Source organism: Paenibacillus lemnae (assembly GCF_012933385.1).
GTDB classification, from domain to species: Bacteria; Bacillota; Bacilli; order Paenibacillales; family Paenibacillaceae; genus Paenibacillus_AQ; species Paenibacillus_AQ lemnae.
Map to the genome: position 1 here is coordinate 416872 of NZ_JABBPN010000003.1, position 16712 is coordinate 433583.

15 protein-coding genes and 1 pseudogene are annotated in these 16712 nt (G+C 47.2%); 12 read left to right on the forward strand and 4 right to left on the reverse strand.

Annotated features, from left to right (window positions below; translation table 11 throughout):
* Nucleotides 1-76: 76 nt before the first annotated feature.
* A complete protein-coding gene (locus HII30_RS05535; protein WP_208203364.1) occupies nucleotides 77-301 on the forward strand; it encodes a helix-turn-helix domain-containing protein in 225 nt (74 codons plus the stop codon).
* Between the two features lie 193 nt (nucleotides 302-494).
* On the opposite strand, the gene HII30_RS05540 is transcribed toward HII30_RS05535, so the two are convergent.
* Both HII30_RS05540 and HII30_RS05545 read right to left on the reverse strand, forming a co-directional pair.
* Nucleotides 495-1568 (reverse strand): response regulator, encoded by a 1074-nt coding sequence (locus tag HII30_RS05540; protein ID WP_169503994.1) that lies wholly within the window; start codon nucleotides 1566-1568, stop codon nucleotides 495-497.
* 26 nt (nucleotides 1569-1594) lie between these two features.
* Complete coding sequence (locus tag HII30_RS05545) at nucleotides 1595-3394, reverse strand: cache domain-containing sensor histidine kinase (RefSeq protein ID WP_169503995.1); 1800 nt, start codon at nucleotides 3392-3394, stop codon at nucleotides 1595-1597.
* Nucleotides 3395-3612: 218 nt separating this feature from the next.
* On the opposite strand from HII30_RS05545, the gene HII30_RS05550 reads away from it, so the two are divergent.
* The 9 genes and pseudogenes from HII30_RS05550 to HII30_RS05595 all read left to right on the forward strand — a co-directional run bounded on the left by HII30_RS05550 (nucleotide 3613) and on the right by HII30_RS05595 (nucleotide 13388).
* Entirely contained in the window at nucleotides 3613-4512 is a 900-nt protein-coding gene (locus HII30_RS05550; protein WP_246246118.1) for an ABC transporter permease, read from the forward strand.
* Between the two features lie 31 nt (nucleotides 4513-4543).
* Entirely contained in the window at nucleotides 4544-5413 is an 870-nt protein-coding gene (locus HII30_RS05555; RefSeq protein WP_246246119.1) for a carbohydrate ABC transporter permease, read from the forward strand.
* 50 nt (nucleotides 5414-5463) lie between these two features.
* On the forward strand, nucleotides 5464-7035 hold the full coding sequence (locus HII30_RS05560) for an extracellular solute-binding protein (protein ID WP_169503996.1): 1572 nt from the start codon (nucleotides 5464-5466) through the stop codon (nucleotides 7033-7035).
* A gap of 57 nt (nucleotides 7036-7092) precedes the next feature.
* Complete coding sequence (locus tag HII30_RS05565; RefSeq protein ID WP_169503997.1) at nucleotides 7093-8958, forward strand: hypothetical protein; 1866 nt, start codon at nucleotides 7093-7095, stop codon at nucleotides 8956-8958.
* 1 nt (nucleotide 8959) lies between these two features.
* Nucleotides 8960-10117: an SGNH/GDSL hydrolase family protein gene (locus HII30_RS05570; RefSeq protein WP_246246120.1), complete on the forward strand. Its 1158-nt coding sequence runs from the start codon at nucleotides 8960-8962 to the stop codon at nucleotides 10115-10117.
* Nucleotides 10118-10163: 46 nt separating this feature from the next.
* The gene (locus HII30_RS05575) at nucleotides 10164-11264 is read left to right on the forward strand and encodes an SGNH/GDSL hydrolase family protein (protein ID WP_246246121.1); all 1101 of its coding nucleotides are present in this window, start codon (nucleotides 10164-10166) and stop codon (nucleotides 11262-11264) included.
* Nucleotides 11265-11601: 337 nt separating this feature from the next.
* Complete coding sequence (locus tag HII30_RS05580) at nucleotides 11602-12405, forward strand: recombinase family protein (RefSeq protein WP_246246122.1); 804 nt, start codon at nucleotides 11602-11604, stop codon at nucleotides 12403-12405.
* A gap of 345 nt (nucleotides 12406-12750) precedes the next feature.
* Nucleotides 12751-12867: pseudogene (locus tag HII30_RS05590) on the forward strand (LuxR C-terminal-related transcriptional regulator); the annotation flags it as partial.
* 155 nt (nucleotides 12868-13022) lie between these two features.
* Nucleotides 13023-13388 (forward strand): nucleotidyltransferase family protein, encoded by a 366-nt coding sequence (locus HII30_RS05595; RefSeq protein WP_169503999.1) that lies wholly within the window; start codon nucleotides 13023-13025, stop codon nucleotides 13386-13388.
* Between the two features lie 16 nt (nucleotides 13389-13404).
* Here HII30_RS05595 and HII30_RS05600 read toward each other — a convergent pair whose 3' ends face one another.
* Entirely contained in the window at nucleotides 13405-13896 is a 492-nt protein-coding gene (locus HII30_RS05600; protein WP_211184442.1) for a hypothetical protein, read from the reverse strand.
* A gap of 177 nt (nucleotides 13897-14073) precedes the next feature.
* On the opposite strand from HII30_RS05600, the gene HII30_RS05605 reads away from it, so the two are divergent.
* Nucleotides 14074-14802 carry a helix-turn-helix domain-containing protein gene (locus HII30_RS05605; protein WP_211184443.1) on the forward strand — a complete coding sequence of 243 codons (729 nt, stop codon included), beginning with the start codon at nucleotides 14074-14076 and terminating at the stop codon, nucleotides 14800-14802.
* 56 nt (nucleotides 14803-14858) lie between these two features.
* Here the strand turns inward: HII30_RS05605 and HII30_RS05610 are convergent, their stop codons facing one another.
* A complete protein-coding gene (locus HII30_RS05610; protein ID WP_169504002.1) occupies nucleotides 14859-16040 on the reverse strand; it encodes a Gfo/Idh/MocA family protein in 1182 nt (393 codons plus the stop codon).
* Between the two features lie 191 nt (nucleotides 16041-16231).
* On the opposite strand from HII30_RS05610, the gene HII30_RS05615 reads away from it, so the two are divergent.
* Nucleotides 16232-16504 (forward strand): hypothetical protein, encoded by a 273-nt coding sequence (locus HII30_RS05615; RefSeq protein WP_169504003.1) that lies wholly within the window; start codon nucleotides 16232-16234, stop codon nucleotides 16502-16504.
* Nucleotides 16505-16712: the final 208 nt, after the last annotated feature.

Sequence of the window (16712 nt, forward strand, 5' to 3'; positions counted from 1 at the left end):
CTATTCATATGATGAGTTGACTGTATCCCTTAACCTTGTTAGACCACACATACCCGGGCAAGGAGGGGTGACACCATTGAAGGGAAATGACCAACACAGCAAGTTCTTGTTAACCCACCGTGAGCGAGAAGTATTTGAACTGCTGGTTCAGGACAAAACGACTCGCGATATCGCCGGGCAGTTGTTTATCAGCGAAAAAACGGTGCGAAATCATATTTCCAACGTGATGCAAAAGCTGAACGTCAAAGGCCGTTCGCAAGCCGTCGTCGAATTGATCAAACTGGGAGAACTGAAAATCTGACGTTCTGCTGAGCATAAGTTGTTTTTTGACGACAGCCCTTCTTTCCCGCCCTTCCGGGAGAGAGGGGTTCTTTTGTGTCTGATCTTGATTGGCCCTGCTGGCGGCAGGTGCCACGATAATATATTGCCAGTTCTGCCATTCCAGCTCGTTTCATCTATGAAGAATCCCTTAAATAACGGATTCCTCCTCTTTATTATTCGCCCATGTCATTTTTATCAGACAAATATTTCTTGCGGTAGGAGCTGGCAGAAATGCCATAATGCTTCTTGAATGTTCTCGCAAAATGGGGGTAGTCGGCATACCCCACCTTCTGGGAGATTTCATAGGTTTTCAGGTCGGGCATCTGCAGATATTCGGATGCCCGGCTCATCCGGTACTGGGTCAGATACTGGATGAAGGTGATTCCCTTCTCTTCGCTGAAGCTTCGGCTGAGATAAGAGATCGAGACGCCAAGCCTCGCCGCTGTACTCTTTAAAGTTAAGGTTTCCTCCTGGTAATTGGATTCCAGATAGTCTACGGCCTTTTCTACCACTTGACGGCTTCCCCAGCTTCTCGAACGGCGAATGTCATTCATGAGATCCACCAGCGTCTGTTCGAACCAGGAAGGAAGCTCCGCAATGTCCCCATCAAAATCCCCTATCTCCGAACGAAGCTCGATCTTCCATAAACTTTTTCGCGCAAGCTCCTGCTTCACGAAGTGGAGCAGTTCCATGTAATGAGCCGTGGAGGTCCCAAGTCGAATCGCTTCTTCCGAGGCCAATACCTCACGAATGATCTCCAGCTGTTCGCTTAGGGCTGTACTATCTGTGTTCCATAACAATTCGCTCAGCAGCGATCCGTACTCCTTGCATCTCCACACCCAATCGATCCTCGGGCTGGGAGGGGCTGCTGGCAGGGTTTGCAGCTTGATGTAAGTCCGGTCTAAGGCAGCATAAAGCTGATCAACTTCGACAGGCTTTAATAAATAATCGACGGCTCCCATCTGCAAGCACTGTCTCGCATATTCGAATTCCGCATAACCGGTAAGCAGGATAATCTCTGCTTGGTCTTGTCTTGCTTTCAGAGCCTGTATTAACTGCAGTCCGTCCATAACCGGCATTCGAATATCGGTAATGATGAGCGCGGCTTGATGCTGCTCCTGCAACGCCAAAGCTTCCTGGCCATTGCTGGCGATCCCGGCGACTACAAAGTGTGGATGGTCTTCGATTAATTTTTCCAGGCTGTACTTGATCATGCGTTCATCGTCTACCACGATAACTGAATACATAGAAGTCCTCCCGAATGTGAATTGTATTATTTTAATGGAAGACGAAGCTCGACGACCGTGCCTTTGTTTGAAGATTGAATGATTGAAAGCCCGTTAGGTGCACCAAAATGCAGCAGGATTCTGGAATGGACATTCCAGAGGCCGATTGTGCCCGTATCGGCTCGTACAATGTCCTCTGTCTCTTCGAGGCTGCTGCGGCTTACCGAGGGTTCAAACTGTGCATTCAATGCCTCCATCTTCTCAAAGGACATGCCATAGCCGTGATCCTTAATACGGATACAGCAGGTACCGTCTGCTATAAAACCTTCAATACCGATGTAGCTCGGAGGAAGCATATGTTTATCATAGCCGTGCTTAAAAGCGTTCTCGATCAAGGGCTGAAGCGTGAATCGGGGGACTTGGACCTGTTTAAAATCCAGCGGTTCTACCTTGATTTCGGTGACCAGCTCAGAATAACGTTCTGTCTGAATCGAGAGATAGGTCATGATATGCTTCAGCTCTTCTTCCAGCGTTACAATCGGACTGCCTTCTTGGCTGTTATACCGGAATAATCGGGCTAGAGAGGCGGTCATCTTGCTGATAGAGGGGCTGCCTTCCAGGATCGCATAAGAATTAATAACTTCCAATGAGTTATAAAGAAAATGCGGATTGATCTGCGATTGCATCGCGATCAGCTTGGAGTCCCGCTGCTGAATCTGGAGCTCTTTCTCTTGAAGCTGCTTCTTATAGATGACCTCGTTCTGCTGTTGAATACGGTCCAGCATTTTGTTGAAGCTGCGATTAAGGCTCCCTAGCTCATCATTGCGCCGGTCATCTGCACGTGAGGAGAGATCGCCGTTCTCGGCCCGGTTCATATGGGACTTCAACCGCAGGAGTACCCGGGTTAAGGACACGGAGTAGCCTCCTACCAGCAGCAGCGCAAGTCCGATCAGGGACAGTCCCACAATGAGAGTCATGCTGCGAAGACGAATCAGAAACCCCATCATCTCTCGAATCGGATAATAGGAGACGGTCGCCCAACCAGTGCGGTCAGAACGATGATAGACGACCAGTGTCTGGATATCATTTATTTCTTCGAGATAATACCCCGTCTGCCCGGTACGAAGGCGGTCTGATAAGGAAGCCGGAACTGGCATCCCCCACTGTTCCTGTTCCGGGTGATAGACATAACGATACGAGGTATCCACAATAGAAACGGGTGCTGCCGTGTCATCATCGTATTTGAAATTGTTGATGATTCGGGTGATTTCGGAGAGGTTTAGGTCCAGCACCAGTACTCCTGAAGACTGAAAGCTCTGAGTGCTGGAGATTAATCGATAGACAGACATCACAGGAACACCCTGCACCCGGCTGATCCCCTCAATGCCGAAACGTTCTCCGGTTTGAGCCGCTTCATAGTAAGCCTTGGCGCGTTCCAAAGATTGTGCAATACCTAGACTGCTAGTCGAAATACGGTTGGTATTCATCATAATAGTGTTATGGATGTCCTTGCGCCCGGCATTCAGTGCAGGGAATAAGTTCTCTTGAATCTGCTTGGTAACATTGAAGCGCTGATATTCCTCAGACGGCACCAGCTTCATAAACTTCTGCGTAAGATGATGCGTGAGGTAAGGAAGCGTCAGATTCTCAAGCCCTTCGAAATAGGAATCGACTCCTCCGCTAATTTGCCGGACTGACTGTGTGCCGGTGTTGACGGCATTCTGCTCCATCAGCTGCACCGATTGGTCGTACCACAGTTTACCCAGGATCAAGAAGGGGACGCAGATAAAGAAAAGGATAATCGAGACAAGCTTCATCCGAATGGTGAGCCGTATCGGAAATTTCATAAAGTAGCAACCCCATATCTATGTAATAGAAAAACTGGCTGGCTGTATTTTTCATTTTAGCATAGGAAGGATTTCAATCCAGTTTAATTATGGAAGCGCTTCCTTCTTCGAAAAAGATCCGACAACTCAGACAAATATATTCATATTCAGTCCGTTATGGCGAAGGTAAGATGGGAAGTGCCACAACAAAGAAGAAATAAGCGGAAGGAGGAGCAAGCTTGCACAAAAATTACTTTCTCAAACATTGGGCCTTATACTCCATGATTCTGCCCGGAGTCGTTTTTTTCATCATCTTCAAATACATACCGCTGATGGGGAGCATTATTGCATTTCAGGATTACAACGTATTCAAAGGGATATGGGACAGCTCATTCGTAGGGTTAAAGCACTTTGATAATTTGTTTGCTTACCCGGAATTTTACAGGGTGCTGAAAAACACGATTCTGATCAGCTTGTACAAGATCATTTTCGGGTTCCCGGCACCCATCATTCTGGCACTGCTGCTCAATGAAATCCGAAAAATGGCATTTAAGCGTACAATTCAAACGGTCATCTATTTGCCGCACTTTCTGTCCTGGGTGATCGTTGGCGGATTGGTGATTAACCTGCTCTCGCCTAACTATGGAATTTTGAATGAGCTTCTGCGCTACTTCGGCTTCGAACCCATCTTCTTCTTGCAGGAGCCGGGCTATTTTCGATCAATTATTGTAGTTTCGGGAATCTGGAAAGAAGTAGGCTGGAGTACGATCATCTTCCTGGCAGCGCTGGCTGGTGTGAACCCGGACCTGTATGAAGCAGCGGAGATGGATGGGGCAGGCCGCTTGCGAAAGGCAATCAGCGTTACCCTGCCATCAATCATGCCGACTGTAGTTGTTCTGCTCTTGCTGCGGATCGGAGATTTCCTGGACCTCGGCTTCGAACAGGTCTATATGCTGCTGAATCCGCTTGTCAAATCTACAGGTGAAATCATCGACACGTATATTTACGAGGTGGGCCTGCTTGGAGCCCAATTCAGTTATACGACAGCCATCGGAATATTCAAGTCTATAGTCGGCTTGATCTTGATTGTCGGGGCGAATGAACTCAGTAAACGCTATACCGATCATTCTATCTATTGATCATTTTTTACAGAAAGGAGGCATGTGCCACATGAAAAGATCGGGACGCCCCAGCACCACATTTGACAAAATTAACGCCACATTCATGGTTCTGCTGTCAGCGACAATGCTGTTCCCGTTTCTGTACATCGTCGCGGGCTCTTTAAGCAGCGGTACGGCGATTCTTCAGGGCAGAGTATCGATTTTCCCGGTGGAATTCACTTGGGTGAACTACCAAGCGGTGTTTAAGAATGCGGCCATCTGGAATTCCTTTGGTGTGACCGCTTTTGTCACAGTTGTCGGAACCTTTTTTAATCTGCTGTTAACATCGCTCATGGCCTATGGACTCGCACGCAAAGAGCTGAGGGGAAGAACGTTAATTATGCTCGCGATTATCTTTACCATGATTTTTCCGGCTCCCCTTATTCCTTCGTACTTGCTGGTTAAATCACTTGGGATGCTCAACTCCCTTAACGCGCTCATCATTCCTTCGGCAATCAGTGCGTTCAACCTGATCATTATGATCTCCTTCTTCCGCGGTCTGCCGGATGGCTTGCTGGAGTCAGCGAGAATTGACGGGGCGGGAGAATATCGTACATGGCTGAGCATCGCCATTCCGTTATCGCTGCCATCGATTACGACGATTGGCTTGTTCTACGCCGTGAACCATTGGAATTCATACTTTGCGGCGATTATCTATATTCGCGACCCCAAGCTGTATCCGCTTCAGGTGAAGCTGCGGCAGCTTTTGGTGGAAAATGACGCAGAGCAGATGATGCAGGCGGTTGAGGTGAATTTGTCATCCCTTGAAGGCATCAAGATGGCGACAATTATCGTGGCGACGCTGCCAATTTTGTTCATCTATCCGTTTATTCAGAAGCATTTTATCAAGGGCAGTATGCTGGGCTCTATTAAGGAGTAAGGCTCGGTTTGATGCATATAAATACAAGAATAAAAAAGGAGAGGTTTACAGTGAGAATAAAAAAAATGGCTGGTGCTGCTGCATTGTCTCTGATCTTGATCACGACGGCATGTTCAAGTGGAACGGATGGCAATGGACCGACGTCCGGTTCTGCGAACCAAGGGTCAAATACAAGCGAGCAAACGGCAGAGGCGCCGAAGATCACCTTCGGGGTAACTACGGCAGGCTCTCAATATGTAGAGGGATCTGCGAATATGAACGAGGATATACATGTCAAGAAGCTGAGAGAGATGACAGGCATCGATGTTCAACTGGAAATGATCCCGTATACCGATTACAAGCAAAACATTACCCTCTTATTTGCGGGAGGCGATATGCCGGATTTGCTGCAAACTGCTGGAGTGACAGCTCCGGAGATTGCTCCAGCCTTCGAGGCTGACGTCTTTATGCCGCTGAACGATCTTATCGATGAGCATGCTCCGAACCTGAAAAAGCACATACCGCAGGAAGCCTGGGATTCGCCTCGTGTCAGCAGCAATGGAGTCATTTATGCGGTTCCATCAATTAAGGCCAGCAATATCGCTAACGTCACTTTTATGCGTAAGGACTGGCTGGATAAGCTGGACCTGCAGGCACCAGAAACCGTTGATGAGTACATCGAGGTTTTAAGGGCATTCCGCGATAAAGATCCGAACGGTAACGGGAAGAAAGACGAGGTCCCTTATACCGCAAGAGCAAATTTCACCTTCGGTGAAGCATTTTTCGGGGCATTTGATGTGCCGATTTCGGGATGGCGATATACGGACGGAAAGCTCATGCCCAACTACGTAAGACCGGAGATGAAGCAAGCACTTGAGCTTTACAGCCAGCTTTATCAAGAGAAGTTAATAGACAATGAGTTTTTCGTGCAGCAGGGGAAGGACTGGGATGCCAAGATCAAAGGTCAGGCGATCGCGGGAATGTGGACGCATGTGCCGGAATATCCGGATAAGTGGCTGACGGAAGTACGGCAGGCAGATCCGAACGCAGAAATTGTGATTGTGCCGTCTCCTAAGGGAGCGGATGGTAAGGGCGGCACCGGGTATGGTACAGATCCCGTCGGCGGTATGGTGTATATGATCCCGCAGGGAAGTGAAGATCCGGTATCTGCAATCAAGTTCCTTGACTGGTTCTACACACAAGAGGCGATGGACTTCTTCGCTTACGGCATTGAAGGACAGGATCACACGGTTGAGAACGGCCAGATTAAATATAAGTACCCTGTCACGCAGGAAGAAACTTATCTGCAGTCGATGCGCCAGTACTGGCTGCGCTTCATCGGACCGGATCCGATCACCAATGAAGAGTTCATGAAGGAGAAGCCGAACGGAGAGTTGGTTCTGGATGCGCTGGAAGTGGCGGATAACGAAGGGGTTATTAATGACGGCAGCGGTATGCCGAATATGCCGACCTTGACTGAGAGACCTGAGCTTGGAAGAAATGGCCTCTTCCTGGAGACAGCCGCCAGAATTATGACGGGTGAAGGAGAATTGGATGAGTTTGATGCCTTCGTAGAGAGCTGGATGAAGCGCGGCGGCGACAAGCTAATTGAGGAAGCGACAGCCTGGTATGAGAATAAGTAAGACGACAATTGGGGTCCCTTTGTGGGACCCTGGTTCATGAACAGGAGGTTGAAGGGGTTGAATAAAATGATTCAGGATATTGGCCCGACCGTGCACAATACGTATTTGTATCATTATGATTTTGTGAAGACCCTTGCCGGGGACACGGTGCTGGTTACGGTAATCAACGGAGATCCAGCTCAGTTATGCGTCATGGATGCAGGCAGTTTTGAATTGCTGGCCAGTTATCCGCTGCAGGGAGCGAACGGAGCTATGATCGTGGAAGGAGCGCCAGATGGACAGGTCATCGTCGGTTCCTTCTCGAACGGAGCGCTCTACCTGCTCGATCTGGAGCGGGGTGTCGTGCGAGAGCTTGCCGCGCTTGCAGGTGGATTGAGCTTTATCTTCGCGGTGTGCTTGATCGGAGAGGATCTGTACTTCGGAGGCTATCCGGGCTGTGTCTTGTACCGCCTCCATCTCCCTAATCATGAGGTTACGGAAGTAGCCACAATACATCCGGAGGAAATGTATCTCCGATCCATTCATGTCGTGGATGGTAGCCTTCTTATTGGCTGCGGCTCTCATGTCCGGTTGTACCGGTTTCATATCGCCACTGGAGTTTTAACCTCCTTCGATCTCGGGGAGTTAGAGGGCTGCTCCGGATTTCTCACGAATCTCCAGGAGTATAACGGGAAGCTTGCCGCTCGAATTGAATCCATTGAGTCAGTTATGCTTTGCGATATGACCACAAGATCTCTCATTAAAGTGTTCAAGGGCTTCTCTCAGTTCATTGTGGTGGATGAGGAGCTGTATCTATTCAACGAGGAGGGAACTTACCGCTATCTAGAACAACAGGATCGGATTGTACACCTGTCCAGCAGTTTCACAGTGGGTTGGAAGATTATGAAGGCTGCCAGGCTGGAGTACGACACGAAGCTGAGCCGGATGACAAGAGAGGGAGAGCTCAGTCTTTTATCCTTATCGACAAATAAAGTGGGGACGGCCCGGCTGCCTCTGCCTGCCGCTGCGTCAATCATCCATACAATCCACGAAGCGCCGACAGGCGCAATTTATATCAGCGGATACCAGTCAGGGGGTCTCTCCATTTATGATCCTTCGGCAGATACGGTTTTGGAGTACAAAGGGATTGAGCAGGTTGAAGGTATGGTTTTCACATCCAACAGAGCATACCTTGGTGCTTATCCAGGGGCATACATTTATGCCTGGGACTACGAGGATGAAGGCCGCACCGAAGCAGTGCCGAAACTTCTGTTTCAAATCGGAGAAGACCAGGACAGGCCGTTTGCAATGGCTGCTGATGATAACCGGCTTTTCATTGGGACGATTCCGGACTATGGCAAGCTGGGAGGCGCACTCACGGTGTATGATGTGTCCAGCAAAAGACATGTCACGTATCGGCATGTCATTGAGGATCACAGTATATCAGCACTGGTGATTCATCCGGGCAATCCGAGATACGTGTATGGCGGAACGACGATTTGGGGGGGACTCGGGCAGCAGCCAACACAAAAGCATGGAAAGCTGTTCATCTGGGACACTATGGAGCACAAGGTGCAAAAATCATGGATTCCCCTTGAAGGTGAGGAGGGCATTGGATGCCTCGCGTTCGATGAGGAGGGAACTTTATGGGGAGTTACCCGAGGGACGTTGTTCCAGATGGATCCTGTGAGCGGAGAACTGCTTCGTAAGAAATGCTTGGTTGACAAATATTGGAAAGGACACTTCTGGAGAGGTCCATTTCTGAGGATATTAAGCAATGGGGACATTCTCGTGAACGTGGATCGCACCATCTACCGCCTTGACAAGGCGACTTTAAATGAAGAAGTGTTATGCCGGGATGCATTGCTGCTGGCTATGGATAAATCGGGAGACAAGTTGTATTTTGCAAGGAGTGAAAGACTCTTTAGTATGCCATTAAATTAGAATGAACAACGTATATCAGCAAGAGAATGCTTGCAGCAGCGTAAGGGGGAAGCCGACAAAAATGCAAAATCGATATGAAAAATTATTGGCGGAATGTGACCCCAACCTGAAACCCGGCAGGAAGGTGGAAGGCACGCTCAAATGGCATTCGCCGTTGGATCAGCCCTTTCATATAGCAGGCTTTGGATGGTTTGCTGGTGAAAGAAAGTACCGCAGGCTGCCAACCCTTGCGGAGGGTATGGTGCCAGAAGCTGTTGACAGGCTGGCAAACCATACGGCAGGCGGTCAAGTCAGGTTTCGTACGGATTCCACAAGCCTGTCGGTTAGGGTGAAGCTGAAGGGGAAAGCGCATCTGCCGCACATGGCTCCGACAGGTCAATGCGGTGTGGATTGTTATGTAGGGGATTTCGGCGCGCTTAAGTTTGTAAGCACGACAAAATTTGATTTCACGCTGGACGAATACGAAAGTTCTTTGTTTGCAGGATGGAGTAACGAGACACGCAGCATTGTGCTGAATCTGCCGCTCTATCAGGGTATTGAGGAAATATGGATAGGCTTAGATGAGTATGCCTCTGTTATGTCCCCGCCTGCGTACGCTTGTAATAAAAAAGTGGTGTTTTACGGAACGTCGGTGACTCAGGGCGGCTGTGCTTCGCGCCCCGGCATGCTTCACACGAATATTCTAAGCCGGCGCATACCGCTTGAGTTCGTGAATCTTGGTTTCTCAGGCAGTGGGAGGGGAGAGGCAGAGGTGGCCCAAGTCGTATCCCGAATCGAGGATCCAGCCTGCTTTATTTTGGATTATGAAGGAAATTGCAAGTCCACAGAGCTGTTTGCCCAGACGCTGCCTGAATTTATCCGCATCTGTAGAAGCAGACATCCCGATACGCCGATTCTCGTGCCTTCACGCATTAGATACGCCCGTGAAAGTGAGCATGCATGGCTGTATGAGGCGAGAACAGAACGTAAGGAGCTACAGCAGGACGTAGTTCATCACCTTCGCGCTCAAGGGGATCACAGCATATACTTCTTCGACGGCTCGGAGCTGCTGGGAGAGGATTATCGGGAGTGTACCGTAGACGGATCTCACCCCACAGATCTCGGCTACATACACATGGCGAATGGATATGAACCGGTGTTGAGAGCCCTTTTGCTATGATGGTGAAATGGAACATGCTTGATGTATAAGGGGGATCTGAAATCTAATGTCTCAGAACACTAACGACATTACGAAATATGACGCGGGTATGAGGGTGAACGAGAAGGTAGAAGACAAGATTACTTGGTATTCCCCGCTGGAGGAGCCATTCCAGGTAGCTGGATTAGCATGGTTCGCGGAGGAAAAGAAGTATCGGAGAATGCCCGTCATGCCGCTGGGAGAGCTTCCTGATGCCGTAGAATATTCTGCCGATCATCCTGCCGGCGGGCAAATCCGTTTCCGCTCGGATTCCGGTTCTTTATCCGTCAAGGTGAAGCTGACAAACAGAGCAGATATGGTCCATATGCCTGCAACGGGACAATGTGGTATTGATTGCTATGTTGGAGATATTGGCGAGATGAAGTATGTGGAGACGACAAAATACAATTTTTCGCTTACAGAATACGAATGTGCACTGTATCAGAAATGGCCGGATACCATGCGAACTATCACGTTATACTTGCCGCTTTATCAAGGGGTTGAAGAAATATGGATCGGTGTCGATGAACGCGCTTCTGTCAGTGTCCCGTCTGATTTTGTCTCGAATGAGAAAGTGGTGGTTTATGGGACGGGGATTACACAGGGAGGCTTCGCCTCACGACCAGGGATGTCTTACACGAATATCTTAAGCCGGAACATCCCTCTTGAGTTCATCAATTTAGGTTTCGCAGACGGCGGGAAAGGTGAACCGGAGATGGTCCAGATCATTTCAAGCATTCAGAATCAGGCTTGCTTGTTGCTGGATTATGAAGCAAATGGTGTAAGCAGGGAGAAGTTCAGAACTACTCTGCCGGGATTCATCAAAATCTATCGCAGTATGCATCCAACCTCCACTATTCTTCTCGTTTCCCGCATCTCATTCGCTCAGGATGAGCATGATTCTGCATTACTCACTGAAAGAAAAGAACTGAAATCATTCCAGCAGAGGCTCGTCCATAGGCTGCGCGACGAAGGCGACCAACATATTTTTTTCTTTGACGGATCCACGCTGCTGGGCGGGGATGGGGATTATTTCGAATGCACGGTGGATGGCATGCATCCGACGGATTTGGGTTTTATGAGGATGGCAAAAGGGCTTGAACAGACATTAAAGACATTACTATTGTAATTGGGGTTACACTCATTTTCTTTTCGGTGAGTGTGCCTTTTTCTTTTTTGATATGCTCTGGATGCCCTAGGTTATGAAACAAGACCAGCAGTACATACAATAAACCAACGTTATGGGATAGAAGAATGCCCGATGCCAAGGGATTTAAACAAACCTTACCGCATTCAAATTCAGGCTGGAGAAGGGAACCTGATTGAAATGCTCCATGAAATGGCTAGGCAGGTTGTTCACAAAAATATGGAGGAATCATTAATATGCATTTTAATATAAAGCAAATCCCTTTGGCATATCGTTACTTGTCAGAGGGATTTGCTTTATATAAGGGGAAGGATTCCGCATGATAAAAGCTGCGATATACGTACGTGTCAGTACGACCAAAGACAGCCAGAAGGATAGTCCTGAGCATCAAATTTCCGCATGCAAGCACTACGCAGAGGATATGGGCTGGGAGACAGGCGAGGATATCGTATACGAAGACCGGGAGTCAGGAGCCAACATTACGGACAGACAAGCGATTCAACAAGTCGTTAGAGATGCGCAGCGTGGTGCTTTTCAGGTGATCATATTTGCAGCACTGTCTCGTTTCGCTCGTGATATAGGGGATTCGATCAGTTTGAAACGGAAAATGGTTAATGCGTTAAACATCAGATTGATTTCTATCGATGATCATTATGACTCAGATCGAGATGATGAGATGTTATTTTCCATTATATCCAGTGTCAATCAATCGGTCAGCGAACAGATCAGCCGCAGCTCCCGCCGCGGCAAACGTGAATCAGCATTAAAGGGAAACTTTACGGGCAGCCGCGCACCTTATGGGTATAACAGAGAGATTAGACACGGATTAAAGGTGCTTGTGCCTAATGAACAGCAAGCTGCCGTTGTTCGGGGTATCTACCAGCTTTATACTGCAAATAAAATGGGTGAAAAAGCAATTGTGAAGTACTTGAATGATAAGGGGATCCCTTCACCCAAAGACGTTACGTGGGGCATCACAACTGTACAGCGCATTCTTCAGAATGAGGCTTATATTGGGAAAAACCGTTCCTCAAAGTATGAGACCAAGACGTCAACGATACATCGGAATATGAGCCGAAATGGAGATGTTCAGGTCATGATGACCTTCGGACTGCAACAATAAACTAATCTGTTGTTAGAAGTCAGCGAGAAAATTTTTATAGAGACAAGAGAACTGATCCTTACCGAGGAGTTTAAGGAGACTACAATAGAAAAGATCTATTTTAAACATTATGCTGAAGGTGATGACCAGCGCTACCCACACATTATCATTCGATTTCACAGCAATCAAAAAGATAAGGCGAATTACGAATATATGTCCTCTTATTATGGTCCTGGGATCGAGGGAGTGAATGACACAGATCGATCAATAGATAATTATCAAACATGGTACTTTGATGATTATGAAAAAACACCTGTAATTGTTACGCCGTAAAATGCAGCAAACCTGAATTAGGTTAATCCTCCTTTTATCTCTTCTCGGTGTGTTTCAAACCACATTTCCAACGTGATGCAAAAGCTGAACGTCAAAGGCCGTTCGCGAGCCGTTGTCGAATTGATCAAACTGGGAGAACTGAAAATCTGACGTTCTGCTGAGCATAAGTTGTTTTTTGACGACAGCCCTTCTTTCCCGCCCTTCCGGGAGAGAGGGGTTCTTTTGTGTGCTGCCGCTGGATGCTTCATTTACAAAAGTAGGATATACTGTTGTTAACCGTATAATGGTATAGGAGGAACAAGCATATGCGCACAAATGCTCCTTCGGAAATAAACTCGCTAACTCAGCAAGAAAAACAAGCATTAATACAGCTGCAGCAGCGACTTGCTCTTGTCTTTCAACTAAGTGAGTTGATTATTTTTGGTTCCAAAGCAAGAGGAGACTATGATGAATGGTCTGATCTTGATGTATTGGTTCTTGTAGAGGATGAGAAGAGCTGGCATCATCGTGAGCTGCTTTCCGATATTGTTTATGAAATAAACTTGCAGTATGATACTCAATTAACATGCATCTTGGAAAACGCCACCAAGTGGCGGTCTGAGGAAGATTCTATTTGGCTCCCCCTTAAAGACAATATTGTTGAGGAGGGAATCATTATTGCGATATTTTAAAGCAGCTGATGCTGCCTTATTCCAAATCGTGAGTCAGATAGCTATCCGTTAACTGATTTGCAATTTTAACAGCTTCTTCTCTGCTTGCGGCAGGTACCACGATAATATGGCCAGTTCTGCTATTCCAGCCCGTTTTATCTCCAATGAGTATAGCTAAACTGCTCATATCCCCGTTTGTGAAGAAACCCTTATATAATTGATAATTATTGATATTTTCGTTAAAAGGATCGTAAAAAATATTCCCGAACCCATTTTTTCCAAACTTAATTTCAACATCTTGTAGTGTTTGTGAGGTAACATCATCATCTCCAACAAGGATCATTATAGTTCCGGTAAATTCTCTTGTTCCATTGAAATTCTTCTTGAATGCTCCATCGATTTTTAATTCCGTGTAATTGGAAAAGTCTCCGTTACTTTGACCTAACCTAAAACGCATACCTGTAATGGTTTGTGTGATGTTTTTTGGGGTGAGGTGGTAAATGCTGCTCAAAATAACTGCTGCTAGCAAAAAGAGGAGAACCAATCGCACAGTTCTAATTTGTTTAATATGAGACACATCCTTTTTGGTTTTCTTGTCTATACAGAAGATTTATCTTACATTATATGATATGGAGTATAGCCAATGCAGTAACAGCGCAGTAAAGGAGTGAATGAGATCATCCACCCCCAGATCAGTTATTTTGTGATGAAGGAATGTTCCCCAAGCTGGGAGATTCAGCAGCAGACGATTTCTTTTTACGACTTGGTCTTTGTTCTGGAAGGAAGCGCAGATTATATCGTTAATGGCGAGGCGCATCATGTGCAAAAAGGAGATCTTCTGTTCATCAAGCCGCAAAGCGTCCGCAGTGCCACAACCACAGGCATGGTCTGCGCAGCCGTTGACTTTTTGCTGACAGCTAACGAAAAGTTCGAGCTGCCGACGGTTTCCCATTGGGAGGATTTTACCGATATAGAGCGGATGTTGAAGGAAATAAATTATGACTGGCTTCAAAAGAAAGAAGGCTACAAGATGAAGTGCCAGGCGCTGCTTATCCTTGTTCTTCATAAGCTTTTGTATGAGAAACCACATCAGAAAATCAATATTCACGTGGAAGTGATCAAAAGGTATATTGTGGACCACTATGATCAAAAACTGACCGTAAGCACTTTGGCCCGGGTGGCCAATATTAGTACCGTTTATTGTGGAGCCTTATTCAAGATGACAGAAGGAACATCCATATCTGCTTTTATCAATCAGGTCCGAATACATAAAGCGGCTTCTTTGCTGGAGTCGGGGGAATACAATGTCGGTGAGGTGGCGGAGAGAACGGGCTTTAAGGATGTTTATTATTTTAGCAGCACCTTTAAACGTCTAGTGGGCGTAAGTCCAAAAACATACCAAAATCGTTCTCCTGTTATTTATAAAAGACTGTAAGAGAAAAAGAGAACGCTTCCAACGGCAGAAGCGTCCTTCTTATACAGATTGGATAACTACAACTTAGACTCTTGAGCCTCACGGCTGTAGCTGCTGCCTAAAGTGATATCCTCGTTGGAACCTAGGTCTGTCAGTGACTGGGCTTTCTCATAAAACCGGGGCGCGTTATCTAAAATCCCCTCGGTTTTATAGTAGGGATCATCAGGCGCAATGGGCAGCTCCACCGATTTTTGCTGAAAACCGGCTTTATATATTGCAGTAATCAGCTCGATGGTCATGCGTCCGCTTTCCCCGGTAATGAGCGGCTTGGCGCCTGTTTCCAAGGCGGTCAGGACATTGTCGATCTGGCCTTCATGACCGCTGTATCTTAACGGTGGAAGGCTGTTATACACATCGTGAAGCTCTTTTTCCAGCACTTCATTTCGTATTGGAAATCCGTTGTCCAACGAAGTGGAGGCGTAGACTTTCCAAGGTGCAGATATCCGGGCATACTCTCCTTGAAAAATAATCTGCTGTTCCTCACCATGGTGAATAACGGAACTGGTAACCTGGGCCACGGAACCTTGATCATACTGCAGTGCAGCAATGGATATATCCTCGATTTCGGCATTATCATGGGAGGCGTTGCTCAGGAGGGCAACTACCTTTTTGGGCATTCCCATCATCCAGCCCAGCATGTCAATATGGTGAACTGCATGGTTTAAAGTACAGCCCCCGCCTTCCTTGGACCATAGTCCTCTCCACCATAAATCATAATAGCAGTGTCCCCGCCACCAGTGGGAATCAACCTGAGCATGAACAACCCGTCCGATTTTGCCGCTGTCCAGCATATCTTTGAGATGCATAACGGGATCCAGGAAACGGTTCTGGGCAACGACAGACAGTAAGGCTCCGCTTTTTTCGGCTGCGGCTATCATACGGTCACATTCCTCAAGTGAGGTCGCCATGGGCTTTTCCACCAGGACATGCTTGTTATCGCTCAGTAAGTCAACAGCGATATCGGCGTGACTGAACGGAGGCGTACATATACTGACCAGATCGATATCCGTTCGACCTAACAAGTCTTGATGCGATTCCAGGATTTCGACCTCCAGGTTAGACTGGTTCGCTCTGCTGCGGGCTTTCTCAGTATCGATGTCAACAAAGGCGGCAATTTGGCACCGCTCTGGAAAAGCAATGTAGGCCCTGATGTGTGCCGTTGAAATATTCCCCATACCAATAATTGCAACACGTATCATAAAGCTGTAACCTCCTTTTAACATTATTATAAAAAAGGAAATGGGCTAAAAAGAATGTGCTGATTAAATGTTATTTGTGATAACTAAAGAAGTTCAAAGCTCTTTCAGGAAATGCCAGCCGGGTATTCACTGCAGAGGGATTAAGTTATACTAAATATTAATGGATGTATTTTTAAGCAGGAGGTCTTTGCATGAATGAACTCCTTATCTATATTTTGCCGGGTGCAGCAGTTCTTGCGGGCTGCTTGTTCTATGTACGTCGGAAGCGGACGCGAAGGCACAGCGAAAACGTCATATCGATGAACGCAGTCTCGAAAAAACGCAATAAAAAGGGCCAAGCATGCAGTAAGTGCAAGCAGCGCGGCGATTTGATATTTTACGCCAATGATGCAGGCATTGTACGGGGATTATGCAAGGATTGCAGGAAAAAGGCGGAGGTTCATGAAGAGCTCTATCCGGTTTAATAAACCATTTCCTTGACTTTGTTCCTTGGGCCGATGTAAAGTATGTTCAAATTATAATCCGTTAACAACCTGGATCAAGGGTATAAGCTGCAATAACGGCGCGTCAGAGAGGAGGCCCCCCGGCTGAAAGGCTTCTCGCGCACGACTGTACGCCTCCTGCCTTGTAGTTGCAACTCTGCTGTGTCCAGCAGATGCCGGTTCGGCCCGT